Source organism: Legionella massiliensis (genome assembly GCF_000756815.1).
Lineage (GTDB): Bacteria > Pseudomonadota > Gammaproteobacteria > Legionellales > Legionellaceae > Tatlockia > Tatlockia massiliensis.
The window spans coordinates 530,216-544,785 of the sequence record NZ_CCVW01000004.1 but is presented as its reverse complement, the minus strand read 5'-3'; the positions used below and the strand labels follow the sequence as shown (position 1 = coordinate 544,785).

The following is a 14,570-nucleotide window of genomic DNA, read 5'->3' as shown; positions in this document are numbered from 1 at the left end:
CAATTGTGGCAGGAAGGATAGCACAGGCTATACCAGCAGGCTATCTTCTATCAGCCTAACAAAGATTCTGCACAGTGCTATCCTGTCTTTGCACCAAATTGCTATTTTCTTTATTCATATTGCTGCCAGGCTCACTAAAAAAAATCGAATGTTGCTGTCCCTTTTTATAAGAAGACGTGGCTTAGGGGGACAGGGCTCATCTATTACAGACACTTGTGTAGATACCTATGGGTCAAGCCGCGGGAATTCAATACTAAGGTGGGGGCTGACCTATTACCTGTTAGCTAACAAAAGATCCTAAGGCTTTATTCGCGAATTCAAAGTCTTCTTCGCTATCACTATCTTGAGAGTCTTTATAGGAAAATATAGAGTTCCTCTGCCCTTCTCCGTAATTAGAAACTGGCATAGTTAGTTCACCTAAGGAGGTTAGAAGCTCACCTAATTGAAACTTAAAGTTAAAGCCAATCTTCTGTACATAGTCAACTATTGTGTCCTGTAAAATCATTTTAAAGACCCTAAAGTTTGCCGCGGTTTTGTATTGCAAATAAGTCGAAGTAGTCGTATCAAGTTGTGTTACCAGGGCATCTATAAGCCCAGCTTCAGGGTTACAATTTTCATCTACAATTTCCTGACTAATATAGTCTGCACTAGTTGTTATAAGTTCATCTAACAATATTAGAAAATCTCTCTCTTCTTCTGAGACAACAATCTCGCTAGTTGTTTGCGAATCAGAAGCCTCTGGCTTAGCTATCCAGCTCATTTTTAAATTTACCGTTAACCGTTCCAAGATAGAAATATCATTAGACCAATCTGCTATTAACCCAGGTTTAGCCAATTGTATCTTTTCAGCAATTTCACCAGTAAATTCTTTAAAGAGACTAAAGGAGCGCTTGTTGGAAATATATTCATCTGAGCATTGCACAAGTTCGGAGACAAAGTCTTCTAGGACACCTAAATTAGAACTTAGATACACACCTTCTTGAATCTGAGCCAATTTTACCTCTGCAATCTTCCTCGATAGCGTCCATAAAAATTTTACAAATTCTTGTTCGGCTAGTGATTGGCATTTTCTAGTTAAAAGATGATATCTCATCTCTAGACCAAGCAATGAAAATTCCAACTGTTCCATAAGTTTTCTATCTGAAGGGTTATTAACAAGCTGACTTACTCGCCTAATGGCAGCAATTGCACTAGATCTGAAGACAAAATAGTTAACTGCTGTTTTATCACGAAGGAAATAAATAAAACTTTCTGATAAATAGACATAAAGATTATCTACATATTGCTGGTATTCTTCAGAGCTTTCATGAAAATGCTTGTTAAACTTATTCAGTTGCAAAATAAAATTACTCTCCACTTCAGTGAGAGGATTCTTATCTTTCTTTAGCATTGGCTGAAACTGCCCAATACTCAGCACCGAAAAAATTATTTTATTGATGGCGCTTCGTAATCTGGGGTCATTTCTAAAGTCTTCAGGCAGTTCGGAAACAGCTTCAATTGCTGTTGTTTTAAATCGCCAATAACTGTGGCAATTTGGCTGAATTAAATAAGCATAATTTGCGATTATTAGCGCCACTGCAAATCTATTCATCTGCAGAACAATTTGTTCATTAGGCTCATACTCAGTTATAAGCGTCTTAAAATCCATCATATTCACAAAGAAGTGACTTTCATGGAGCTCTAGATCAGCCCGCATATCTCGTTTCTCACCGCTACGCTGATAAACAATGCTTATAAACCCTGTAAATCTAGATTTAATCTCAATATAACGTGCTGCCTCAGCAAAAAAGGAACTCATTACAGGCCATGACTCTACCTGATCGAAGACTGTAACTAGTTTGTCGAAATCAATTCGGGTATCAAACTGCAAATCCCTAAGAACCATTAATTCAAGATCATTAAGTGCTAAAACCTGTGCTTGTATTGGGATTGGGGGTTTTTGGTTCTCAGCGCCTTTATGTGTTTTATATTCACACCTATTATTTGCGAGGTCTTCTGTATAACCTGTGATAGTTTCTTGCAAGCCCAAGGCGCTCAGCAACGTATTATTGTCGAGTAAAACCGAAAAATCCTTATTATAAATTTCTCCGTCACTATCAAATTTGACATAACACAGGGTCAACCCTAGTAAATATCTTGAAAACTCCTGCAGGCTAACCGAATTATCGTTCCGGCCAGCAAATTTGCTAAAAAGTTTTTCAAGGGTTCCTAAAGCTAATTCAGATTCAGACTCACCCTCTGTGTTAAACAGTAACTCTTTGATTTGCGCGAAAAATGTTTTATAAAAATCATGAGCTTGCTCACTTTCATTTTGATTAATTTTGCTGAGTAATAGCCGGACAACTTTTGCATACCACATTATTTAATCCCTCAAAAAATATTGAGGTGAATTTAATCATAATTAGTAATTTCATAGCAAACTCAAATCTTGTTTCCCTATAGTTGCAGATTTTGCGTAACCCATTTAAATTTTGTTAAGAAAGAATGAATACACTGTATCGCCTTAGACCTTAGTAGGAGAATAGAGTGGATATTGCACATAATGTAAACAGTCTTTTAAATAATGATAAAAAGATAATTCTAGAACAAATTGCTAACAATAAGGAGTGGCTGCTCTAATCAACTCCTCAGACCTCTTATGGCCTTCTTATTCGAAATAGGAATAGGCTCAAACTTTTATTCATACTGCATTAATCACTTGTTAACCTGTTGTGCTCAATAATAGCTCTAAGCCCTAATGCTGGTAATAAATATCTGAATGATAGGAGAATTATCATGGCGCAAAGTAAATTTGAAATGCCAGGAAAAAAACAGTTTGATCTGGTTAAACAAGCAACCCAAGATTTAGTCACTGTTTTAGGTGCCGCTGTTATGTTAACTGCTGCTTTGGAGACGCCCACTCTAAGTGCTGATGATAAAAAATTGATTAAAAGCGCTATAACTTGCTTTGAGCGTATCAGCTCGAGAGCTAAGACTTTCTTAGACACACTAAAACAAGCTTCTACTAATAATGAACAGGAAGAAATTAACCTTCTTACAAACCTAGTTGAATCGGATGAATTTAAGTCATTGGTTGCTGAAGTCTACAATTTTCGCCCTTTTTACGACAATGTGTTTAAAGTTATTCCTAAATTAGGATTAGACCAAACGGATTCGAAAAAAATCGGCTCCTCAACTACCGGACCAGCCTTCTACCTAATGCGTTTAACTAATGTTTTTAAGGAATGGGAAGATGTTTTTAAGGACTGGGGAAAGAAGGTAACGGAAAAAGAAGTTACAACAGATCAGCTTTCCGATAAACACTCTAAAATAAGAGAATTAGCAAGGTTACGTACAATATTTGTAGGATTAACTCACGGGGCTGACATAGGGATGGACAGTGAATTTGTTCTCACTATGCTAAAAGATGAACCCTCATTAACACCTGACAGTGTTGTAGGCTTCCTTAACCGATGTTTAGATCACTTACGCCAAGATAGAGCCTTTGTTCTTAGACAAGTTGCAATAGATGGTATGAACTTGCAATTTGCTCCTGAGCAATACAAGCAAGATAAAGAGATTTTTACCATAGCAACTAATCAGAATCGCGAGGCTTTTAAATACGGTGCAGACAAATTTCAGCAGGAGAAAAAGATTTTTTTAAAGATGGTTGCTGAAGATGGAATGCTTCTTGAATATGCCCCTCCTTATTTAAAAAATGACCAAGATGTTGTCGGTGCAGCAATTTTTCAAAATATAAAAGCATGGCAATATGCGTCAGATGATTTACAAGCCATAAGGACAAAACATCTTGATAAAATTCGTCAAGGAAGTAACGGTAATATAGATCTTGCAGCTTTCCCCGAATTTTTAAAGAAAGACAAAATCATAGCGCGCTTTTTAACAGCGCACCTTGCAGTTTATGAAGACAAGCAAGCTGAGCGCTGTATTGCAGATGAGCGAAAGAACGATAAAAATTTTAAATTGGATGCGAAATTTATTTCTCAATTCAGCAAGCAACTTGATTCCTTAAATGATGAGGCAAAGCATTTACAACAATTAGCAGAAAAATTTCCTCATTATAAGCAATCGGCTGAGGCAACAACAAAATTACACGAAACATTGAAAACTAGTTTTGAAAGTTTTTTAGAAAAAGGAGCAGAAGGAGAAAAAGTTTTCAAAACATCTTGTGCAACCGCTATAGCCGAAGCACGCCCACAATTCAAACAGAACCCTAGAATAACAGACCTGCTAAATGGATTGGAGCAGATTGTTCGTGCGTTAATAGGTGAGGGAGAGCTTACAGATAGACTGCATCGAGCAGCTAATAGCCATCATACCTTCTTTAGGTCTGCCGCTATGGTTACAGCCGATAAATTAGCAGCCACTGCTAAAATTTCTCCCAAACAACTCGATGATTTGACTCCAGCTGACAAGAATGAGCTGACCAGCCCTCAATAAGAGCTTTGCTAATAGGTCACTGCCCATTCGTTCTGAGCAACTCGGGCTAATATCAGAAAAGAACTTCGAATCAGAAGCCCCTTCCGCCGTTCGGACACCTTTTCTCCACGCTTAAGTGAAGGAAATAATGAAAACCGTTCTTTGAGAGGTATGTGCGCAAACACAGGTCTCGAAGCGTCACAGAGTGCAAGGTTTCGTGACGGCCTAAAGGCCTCCTCAGCCCTTAGACCATGCTATAGGTGTATAGTTTTGCGTAGTTCTGTTTAAATTTTGTTAATAATCAATAAATAATCTGTGTGACTTTAGAACCTACTCGGAGGATACAGTGGATATTGCTCATAATGTAAATAACCTTTTAAATGATGATAAAAAGAGAATTCTAGAGGAAATCGCTCTTAATATAGTCGGCGATATTGTGATGCTTGATGGCGATGTGGATACACAAGAGGTCATAAATGCCACAGATGTTGCTATGGCAATTAATGCCCTTGTAAAGGGTCAAGGCTTCAATGCAAGAAGCGGTAAGTACTATCCAAAAGAAAGGATACAAGAATTTTTTGATCTCCATAAACTGTCTTTACAGAGTTTAGCTAGTCAGCTGTTTACCATCAATGAAGCTGACTTGTTTAAAGATATAGATACCCTTGGCACGATACTTTTTGGTCAGCAATGGAGCCGTGAATATCTCACTAAAAATGACAAGGTAATCTTAGCTTCTGAGAACTCCAGGATAATCCTTTATCGCGCCAAAAATGGTGAATTAGCCATCCGATTTCCATCAGAAGAAGCTCGTAATGCCTTCATGGGTCAGATGAAACAGGAAACTATTCCTGAAGCATTCAGAAAAGGAGAGCAATATAAAAACAATCCTAAGGGACTAACACCAGTCTGCTATCAGTCATATCCTCGTCATATCTATATGCCTTCCTATATGGCAGCAAATGGTGAATTTGCCATTAACTGTGGTAGCCAAGAAAACAGAGATACTCTGTTAAAGTTACTAGGATTACAAGCGAATGAAACTATGCTTTTGTTAAATGGAGAGTCTATAACAAGCTATGGTGACCAACTATTTTCCACCTTTGCTACGGCAACTCAGCAAAATGCCATTTATTTTGACAGTTCTAATAAAATATTTACCCAAAAAGGTTCTTTCTTAAAAATCGACACGGTTTCTGGTGTCATTATTCAAGGGCAAATTCAAGACTATAGTGATATTCCAGTATCAAGACAGGAATCAAGATTCGAATATAACCGCGCCGATGAAGTCATCGAACTTGTAGCTCCTCTTGCTCCTATCTTAGTAGCTCCAGAACCTATCGTTGTTCCTTCTGAGCCTATCGTTGTCAATGAAGCACCCTTAGCTAAGCAATGCCTGATTATTACAACCTCCAACCTAACTGGTATGCCTGAAATCGATATTATTTTCCCTAATCAGGCTAGCCGGGATCACTGGCATACTACCTTTATAAGTTTTGCTCAATTTCTTGGCCTAGCTATTACCAACGATAGTCTGGCTGAAAAAAGCAATGAAGACCAAACAACCCTCCGTTTGAAAGCCTCTAATGGAATTGGCAGTACTGGAGTCTATATCGCTAAGCAAAATTCAAGTGCTCAGTTTCAGCCCTTACCTCAGATAGCGATTGAATTCGGCGACGAACAGTTGCGTGATATGTTTCTTGCTAGTTTTTCAATTAGTGGAGAGCAAGCTGATATTTATAGAGGTAATAGCAATAGAGTTAAGGCTGTTTATTTTAAAGTTGAAACTTTACATCCGCAAACCAATCAAGCCTTTGAAGTAACTTATAATGAAGATGCACTGCTAAACTACTCGGCCATTATTTATGATACTGAGGAGTTAACTGGGCTTTCGATTAATTAGAAGAAAGTAGCCTATTACAAATACGTACGTCATGTCGAGCGTAGAGAGACATCTCCTGAGTGTGGCACTGTGTTAATCCCGGAGATCCCTCACTATGTTCGGGATGACGAGGCCATTGCCCCTAAGGGGCTGGGGTGCTCCCAAATACGTACGTCATGTCGAGCGTAGAGAGACATCTCCTGAGTGTGGCACTGTGCTAATCCCGGAGATCCCTCACTATGTTCGGGATGACGAGGCCATTGCCCCTAAGGGGCTGGGGTGCTCCCAAATACATACGTCATGTCGAGCGTAGAGAGACATCTCCTGAGTGTGGCACTGTGCTAATCCCGGAGAACCCTCACTATGTTCGGGATGACGAGGCCATTGCCCCTAAGGGGCTGGGGTGCTCCCAAATACATACGTCATGTCGAACGTAGAGAGACATCTCCTGAGTGTGGCACTGTGCTAATCCCGGAGATCCCTCACTATATTCGGGATGACGGGCGATATTTGGATAACGAGGGTGACCTATTACCGCTTTGCTCTGAGTCACCCCGACATTTTTTTAAACAGAAAATATGTTCCTCTAAGTTCTTTCTGTTCTTTTGTGTCATTCCCGCGAAGGCAGGAACCTATTCCTAGCTAAGCTCAGTGCCAATGTAATAGCTCACTCCGTACTCAGGAAAGTCCAATTTTGGCCCATCTCGAGAGAAAAACTCATTTAAGACTCGACAAAAAACCTTCAACCTCTTTCGGGACTAATTCCTTATAATTTCCCCGAGCAAGCGAGCGAGGCATAGTTAGCTTGCCGTAGCGGATACGAATAAGCCGACTGACTTCAACACCTTGAGACTGCCATAAGCGCCGTACTTCGCGATTGCGCCCCTCAGTCAAGACAACATGATACCAAGCATTGGTTCCCTCCCCTCCACGGAATTCAATACGTTTAAACTGGGCTTTGCCATCATCTAATTCAACCCCTTTCAGCATCGCATTGAGAGCTTCCTGACTGACTTGACCACGAACTCGTACGGCATATTCCCTTTCAAGGGCGAATTTGGGATGCATCAGGCGATTAGCTAGCTCACCATCGTTAGTGAAAATCAAAAGCCCGGAAGTATTAATATCTAGACGGCCAACTTGTACCCAGCGCCCCTGTTTTAAGGGGGGGAGCTTGTCAAAGACTGTGCGGGAATGTTTGGGATCATTGCGGCTGGAAATTTCACCTACTGGCTTATGATAAACCAGTATACGAGTCTTAGCCTGCGTCTTAAGCGGATTGGCAATGAGACGGCCATTAACTGATATTTTATCCTCAGCGCTTGCTCCATCCCCTAACTTAGCTACCTTGCCATTTACAGCGACTAAGCCTTGCTCAATCCAACGCTCTATCTCGCGCCTTGAGCCTAAGCCAGCCTGGCTTAATATTTTTTGTAATCGTTCGCTACTCATTATTCAACACACTCTTCTTCTGGTTGCTCTGCTGCTACAGCTATAAATTCTTTTATCGGCTGTAGAGCAGGCAAATCATTAATACTTGTCAGATTAAAATAATCAAGAAAGGTTTTAGTTGTTACATAAACCGCCGGTTTCCCTGGGATATCACGATGGCCAGCAATCCTAACCCACTCACGTTCAACCAAGGTTTTTAAAATAGAACTAGATACCGCAACACCACGAATATCTTCAATATCAGCACGGGTTACTGGTTGCTGGTAGGCAATAATCGCCAGAGTTTCTAACAAAGCTCGGGAATACTTCATAGGCCTTTCTGCATATAAGCGGCTAATCCAGGGACTATATTTAACCCTAGTTTGTATACAATAACCGCTAGCCAAGAGCTTCAGCTCAATAGCCCTATCCTCATAATCTTCGGCCAATTCTTTTAAAGCAGCCCGTAGTTGCTCACGCTGCGGTTTTTGCCATTCTTCAAAAATTGCTTCCAACTGATCTAAGGATAAGGGATCCGTTGAATTCATTAACAAAGCCTCTAACACTAACTTAAGCTCTGAATTATTCATGGTGCACCGCCTGTAAATGAATGGCGGCGTAAGCGCTGGTTTGGGTGATAACCAGCAAGGACTGTCTTGCCAACTCTAAAATAGCCAATAAGGTAACGGCCAAGCCCATACGCCCCTCTGAACGATTGAATAACTGGGTGAAACTGATTGTTCTATCTCGCGATAAACGTTCCAGAACTGTAGCCATTCGCTCACGTACGGAAAGTGGCTCTCTGGCAATTTGATGGTTAACTAGATGACTTTGTCTCTTTAGTACGTCACGCATTACCTCGGTTAAATTAGCTAATTCAACATCTGGATGAATAATTGCACGCTCTAGTTTTTCACAGGTAATAGAGAAACGGAAAAAATCTCTATCGCAGCGCGGTAATTCTTCAATCATCTGCGCTGCATTTTTCATTTGCTCATAGGCTTGTAATTTTCTTACTAATTCCATGCGCGGATCGTCTTCAATATCGTCTTGCTGGCTAGGGCTTGGTGGTAGAAGCAGGCGTGACTTTATTTCCGCAAGCATTGCTGCCATTACTAAATAGTCGGCAGCCAGTTCCAAGCGATTCTCCTCCATAAGCTGAATATACTGCATGTATTGCGCAGTAATATGAGCAATTGGAATATCTAAAATATCGATATTTTGACGGCGAATCAGGTAAAGCAGTAAGTCAAGCGGTCCTGAAAAGGAATCCAAAAGTACTTCAAGAGCATCAGGCGGAATAAACAGATCAGCGGGCATCTCGGTTAGCGGTTGTCCTGAGACAACGGCTAACACGGATAACTGTGGTGCTGATAGTTCGGTATTCATTAATAATCCAAACCCATAACTTCACGGACAGTACTCAGATTTTTAATCGCCTCTTCCCGAGCCGCTTCAGAGCCTTCAGCAACGATACGTTTGACCGAACCTAGATCAGCTTCATAATCATTAATTGCAGTCTGTATTGGCGCAAGCTCTTGCTTAATGGCATCAACGACCGGTCGTTTACAATCAATACAACCAATACCCGCTGTAGTACAGCCTGTTTGTACCCAATCTTTTACCTCGGAGGAAGAATAGACTTTATGTAATTGCCAAACCGGGCATTTATCCGGATCTCCTGGATCGGTACGTTTTACACGCGCAGGATCCGTTGGCATCGTTAGGATTTTCTTTTCAACCTGGGCTGGTTCTTCACGTAGACTGATGAAATTATTGTAAGACTTAGACATTTTTTGCCCATCTATACCAGGCATTTTAGAGGTTTCAGTCAACATAGGCTGTGGCTCTGTTAGGATTATCTTTCCTGAGCCATCCAAATAGCCGAGCAGACGTTCTTTATCACCAATGGATAGGTTATTTTGGTTCTCAATCAAAGCCCGCGCAGTGTTCAATGATTCATGTGAGCCATCTTGCTGGAACTCCTTACGCAGTTCAGAGTAAAGCTGACCATTCTTTTTACCCATTTTCTTGATAGCTTCAGCTGCTAAGGCTTCAAAATTAGGTTCACGACCATAAAGATAGTTAAAGCGTCGTGCTATTTCTCGGGTTAATTCAATATGGGCAACCTGATCCTCGCCTACAGGCACATAGTCCGCCTGATAGAGAAGAACATCCGCACTTTGCAATACGGGATAACCTAAGAAACCATAGGTTGTCAGATCTTTATGATGCAGCTTAGCCAATTGATCTTTATAGGTTGGCACCCTCTCAAGCCAGCCTATTGGCGTAATCATTGATAAAAGCAGATGCAATTCAGCATGCTCTGGCACCCAGGATTGAATGAAAACTTTGGACAAACTTGGATTAAGACCACAGGCAAGCCAATCAACGACCATATCCCAGAGAATTGTTTCAATGAAACCAGGTTCATCATAACGTGTGGTTAAGCCATGCCAATCAGCAACAAAGAAGTAACAATCATACTGATGTTGTAATTTCAGCCAATTCTTGAGTACGCCATGGTAATGCCCAAGATGTAAACGGCCACTGGCTCGCATTCCCGACACAACTCGCTTGTTAGCGCTAAATAAAGCTGACATCTAAATCCTTAATCTTAATTTATAACTATTTTATGGCTCACTTAGACCGAGCAATACCTACTGTTATTAAGTTACGGGGTTTTATAACCGTTCGCGCTGAGCAACTCAGCCCCTTTGGGGCAAATATCAGGAAAGAACTTCGAATCAGAAGCCCCCCATCCGCTCTAGCACGATCCCTCAGACACCGTTCTTTGAGAGGTTTGGCGCATACACAGCCCTCGAAGCGTCACACTCTGCAAGGCTTCGAGACAGCCTAAAGGCCTCCTCAGCCCGAACGGTTTTGATGTAGCACCCTTAACTCAATGGCAGTACGAGCAATACCGTACCCTAGATGTAACGAAGCGAAATCCGGGAACAGTGGTCCGACCTTTCGGATTTCGCTTTGCTACATCCAGGCTACATTTTCTATATTAGCGAAAAGGCTCAGGATCGCCCTTGCCTTCTCTCACAATAACGGGGTAATCACCAGTCAGATCGATCACTGTAGTGGGTTCATGGCCACAATTTCCGCCGTCGATAATTAAATCAATTTGATTGCCCAGCAAATCTTTAATCGCTTCTGGCTCACTTAGGGGAGCTGAGGCGCCCGGTAAAATCAGGGTTGTACTCATCAATGGTGTTTCAAGGCAATCAAGCAATGATAAGGTAATGTTATTTTCAGGCACACGCAAACCCAAGGTTTTACGCTTGGGATGTAACATCAAGCGAGGCACCTCATGAGTTGCATTCAAAATGAAGGTGTATGAACCTGGAGTAAAGGCTTTCAGTAACCTGAAAATTGCGTTAGATACTTTTGCATAGGTACCTAATTGGGATAAATCGCGGCAAACTAGGGTCATATTGTGGTTTTTATCTAAATGCCTTAACCGTCGAATGCGCTCCAAAGCAGCCTTATTACCTAATTGACAGCCTAATGCATAGCCTGAGTCTGTTGGGTAAACAATAACGCCGCCATCTTCAATGATAGCTGCTGCTTGTCGAAGCAAGCGTGACTGCGGATTATCAGGATGAATTGCAAAAAACTGACCCATTAAAGTCCCCTGTTATCTGATCCATTGTTGCCATACTGGCATACAGTTTAACGGTAGTTGCTGCTGTCTTCCAAGAGGGATACGCGATAAAGTATCGCCATGATAGTCAGAACCTGTTGATGCGAGTAATTGATAACGCATACAAAGCCCTACCATCTCTTGGATTTGCGTGGTCGTCATCTCCCCTGAAATCACTTCCATGCCAGTACCACCAGCCTCTTTAAATTCGCTAATCAACGTCTGTAATTTGGTTCGAGTTAACTTATATTTAAGAGGATGAGCAATAACTGCCTGCCCCTCCGCTGCAATAATTCCCTGCACAGCCTCTGGAACAGATATCCATGGTGTAGGAATATAAGCAGGTCTACCCCTAGCTAAGTAACGTTTAAAAGCAGACTGCATATCACTAGCCAAACCTTCATTGATTAAAACCTGGGCAAAATGAGGACGACCAACACGCCGGTGTCCGGCAAGTTCACAAGCCTTTTCATAGGCGTTTTCAAGACCGCAGAGCCTCATTTTCTCAGCAATTTCTAAGGCGCGATTAATGCGGCTCTCAGATTGCTGTTTAATAAGCCTGACAAGTTCTTCATTCTCTGGCTCAATATTCAAACCGATAATATGAATATCGTATTTTTTCCAACGTGTACTTAATTCGATACCATTAATAATTTGGATAGGATGGTTGGACGCGGCCTCATGCAGACTTTTAAGCCCTGCAACGGTATCATGGTCTGTTAGGGCCAAAATCTGGACATTAGACTCTAAAGCTTTATCAATCAGGGCTTCTGGACTAAGTTTCCCATCAGAAAAATGTGAATGACAGTGTAAATCAATCATGAGCATCAAAAATTAACGTATGTTTTCTATAGGCGAAGTAGCGAGTATATCAAACTTGTTTTCTTAGAATAACCCTTCATTGCTTTAAATAACTACTTTTTGTTTTTTATGAAGCAGAAATGAGAAATTAGCCTTGAAGGCCGAGTATTTTTACAACAGCTTGCTATACTATAGTTCAGAATCCTCTGTTTGCGAGCAATCTATGGCCGAAGACATTACTCGACAAGGTGAGATTTTAATTGTTTTAGTTGAAGACGACCCTCATCACCGCAAAAAAATGAAAGACATATTAACCGATAGTTTCCCCAATTGTGTGATCAAAACGATAGCTAACGGCGTTGAAGCCTGTAACTATCTATTGAACCCAGTAAATCATTACAACTTAGTCATTTTAGACGGCCGTTTGGACACCTATCCAACAACACTTCTAGCTAAAGTGAATGGACCAGATGTTGCAGAAGCAATGCGCGAGAGAAATATAGATGTACCAATTGTTCTTTGGACCAATGATCCAAAGATGCTACAAAGCTTTGATGAGGTTTGCGGGATGAGGCTTCCTGAAATAGAAAAGCCATGTAGATCATATAATGTTGAAGCAGTATTAACACCGATAATCACAAAAATAACTCAGGGCATTCATGCCAAACAAGAAGAAGAAAATGACAAGGATGAACAGTTCAGTTTAAAACTCTAAAGCCATCTCTTGTCCAATCAGGGAATTAAAATCACTAAGGGCCGACTTCATTTTATACATAAAGTAATACGGAAACCCATTGTCAATCTGAGATAATCTAAACTGAATATCTTTTAACCATGGTTCTGAGGAAACAAGAAAATCCTTCTTACTATCGTCAAATTCATCCAGCATTTGCGCTGCATTATCGATAATCACCTTCGCTTGATTTTTAATTACGTAACTCTCGGTATTAAAAAAATATTCAAAAATATTAGGCTCGGCTTGTCTTGCTAAGATTTTAATTAGTTGGAAAGCACCTATAAGAGTTCTTGCGTTAGTATCTTCTAATTGATGAAAATCTTCGTCGTCTATGCCGCCAGGAATAAACCGAGTAGTAACTAGTGAATCAACTGTTTTTTCCATGACTTTAGAATTGAACGCTTCAACCTTAGGTTTCAGGCTATCTACATAACCACCCAGCTTTCTTTCCTGTAAGATTTTCACGGTGTAACTAGCACCGAAAGGTGGATTTTTAACGAGTAATCGTCCTGGCACCTGAGTCAATTTCATAGACCCATATTTTTCCTCTTTTACACCAGCTAGAACAGTTTCAGAGAGCCTTAACTGCATGTCTGTGCGGCTGCCAACATTCTTTGGGTCATGAGCTAATAAAGGCCGAGGATCCACATGTAAAGCATAGGGGCAAATTTTTGCTGACTCATAAATATCAACAGAATTAGCTGTAACAAGATGATCCGCCTGCTCAGGGATAAATTGCGTTGTTTCCACTTCAGCATTAAACACTGATTGCAATAAACGCCTGGAATGATGATTAGCATGGTCATAGCAGACATCAATAGCCTGGGTATACTTAGCACCACCCTTTGTCTTTATTTCCAAAATACTATTTGATGGAATGACATCCGCAGTTGCCTTAGGGCTCGCTACAAAACTACTAACTTTAGAACTAATTTCAGCTTCAGTCTGTTGTGAAAATTTTGCTGTATGCTGATAGTCAACATCTATTGCTGAAGCAGTCCCTTTACTTACAGTATCCACCTTAGCATTTTCACCACCTTGTAAATAAATGCTGACATTCAATAACTTCCCATGCTTATCTAGAACTGAAAATGAACTAAGCAGAAGATGAACATTATCATGACAATTCCGAGCTATTCCCGATAAATTTTCAACTATCTGGGAAAATTCATCCAAACTAAGAGGCTTTTTAGCATAAAGTGAGAATTCACATAATGACATTCGGGTAATAGTATTCGCGTATTCAGCCTTTAGTTGATAATTACTACCGTCAGTTGCTTCGCAATAAGCTTGCTGATGATAGAGATTGGCAATGGTTGCCAGCGATTTTATATGGTCAGTCAGTCGGTTAACAGAATCGGCGGAGGACTCGTGTTCACTAGTATAATTGGATTCGCCAAAGGAGTACTGCGCATCATCTGGATAGACAATCAAATCACGAATAGTAATCGGTGCATTTTCAACAGCCCTTTGCTTGTTTAACCTGCCTCGCAAAGTGCTTTTTAGCGCTTTATTTTGTAAATAGTCTTGGTAGTACATGGAGTACTTGTAGGTATTTTTATGTTCACTTAGATTAATGTATTTTCATTAAGGGGGTATTAAGTACATTCAGTAAAGGTGGTATTAGCCTTTGTGTGGGACAAAACATC

Annotated in this window: 11 protein-coding genes; 3 read left to right on the top strand and 8 right to left on the bottom strand. The window is 40.7% G+C overall.

From position 1 onward, the window contains the following. Positions 1-280 precede the first annotated feature (280 nt). A complete protein-coding gene (locus tag BN1094_RS17095) occupies positions 281-2,359 on the bottom strand; it encodes a hypothetical protein (protein ID WP_044012378.1) in 2,079 nt (692 codons plus the stop codon). Between the two features lie 437 nt (positions 2,360-2,796). Between BN1094_RS17095 and BN1094_RS17090 the strand changes: the two genes are divergently transcribed. Together BN1094_RS17090 and BN1094_RS17085 are read left to right on the top strand one after the other, a co-directional pair. After that, a complete protein-coding gene (locus BN1094_RS17090) occupies positions 2,797-4,440 on the top strand; it encodes a DUF4116 domain-containing protein (protein ID WP_218054624.1) in 1,644 nt (547 codons plus the stop codon). 325 nt (positions 4,441-4,765) lie between these two features. Then, on the top strand, positions 4,766-6,322 hold the full coding sequence (locus tag BN1094_RS17085) for a hypothetical protein (protein ID WP_044012373.1): 1,557 nt from the start codon (positions 4,766-4,768) through the stop codon (positions 6,320-6,322). Positions 6,323-7,018: 696 nt separating this feature from the next. Here BN1094_RS17085 and rluB read toward each other — a convergent pair. From rluB to BN1094_RS17055, 6 genes are all read right to left on the bottom strand, one after another. Continuing rightward, complete coding sequence (gene rluB / locus BN1094_RS17080) at positions 7,019-7,753, bottom strand: 23S rRNA pseudouridine(2605) synthase RluB (protein WP_044012372.1); 735 nt, start codon at positions 7,751-7,753, stop codon at positions 7,019-7,021. Then, positions 7,753-8,322: an SMC-Scp complex subunit ScpB gene (gene scpB, locus BN1094_RS17075; protein WP_044012371.1), complete on the bottom strand. Its 570-nt coding sequence runs from the start codon at positions 8,320-8,322 to the stop codon at positions 7,753-7,755. Before scpB ends, rluB begins: the two co-directional genes overlap by 1 nt. Further along, positions 8,315-9,121 carry a segregation and condensation protein A gene (locus BN1094_RS17070; RefSeq protein WP_044012368.1) on the bottom strand — a complete coding sequence of 269 codons (807 nt, stop codon included), beginning with the start codon at positions 9,119-9,121 and terminating at the stop codon, positions 8,315-8,317. The genes scpB and BN1094_RS17070 overlap by 8 nt, the downstream gene beginning before the upstream one ends. Further along, on the bottom strand, positions 9,121-10,335 hold the full coding sequence (locus BN1094_RS17065) for a tryptophan--tRNA ligase (RefSeq protein WP_044012367.1): 1,215 nt from the start codon (positions 10,333-10,335) through the stop codon (positions 9,121-9,123). The genes BN1094_RS17070 and BN1094_RS17065 overlap by 1 nt, the downstream gene beginning before the upstream one ends. A 410-nt stretch (positions 10,336-10,745) precedes the next feature. Next, positions 10,746-11,366, bottom strand: a complete 621-nt coding sequence (locus BN1094_RS17060; RefSeq protein ID WP_044012366.1) for an L-threonylcarbamoyladenylate synthase — start codon at positions 11,364-11,366, stop codon at positions 10,746-10,748. A gap of 12 nt (positions 11,367-11,378) precedes the next feature. After that, a complete protein-coding gene (locus BN1094_RS17055) occupies positions 11,379-12,206 on the bottom strand; it encodes a PHP domain-containing protein (RefSeq protein ID WP_044012364.1) in 828 nt (275 codons plus the stop codon). Between the two features lie 202 nt (positions 12,207-12,408). Here BN1094_RS17055 and BN1094_RS17050 point away from each other — a divergent pair, with 202 nt between their 5' ends. Continuing rightward, on the top strand, positions 12,409-12,900 hold the full coding sequence (locus BN1094_RS17050; protein WP_141650507.1) for a response regulator: 492 nt from the start codon (positions 12,409-12,411) through the stop codon (positions 12,898-12,900). Here the strand turns inward: BN1094_RS17050 and BN1094_RS17045 are convergent. Then, positions 12,889-14,460, bottom strand: coding sequence for a hypothetical protein (locus BN1094_RS17045; RefSeq protein WP_044012360.1), 1,572 nt, complete (start codon positions 14,458-14,460; stop codon positions 12,889-12,891). The genes BN1094_RS17050 and BN1094_RS17045 overlap by 12 nt on opposite strands. Positions 14,461-14,570 lie beyond the last annotated feature (110 nt).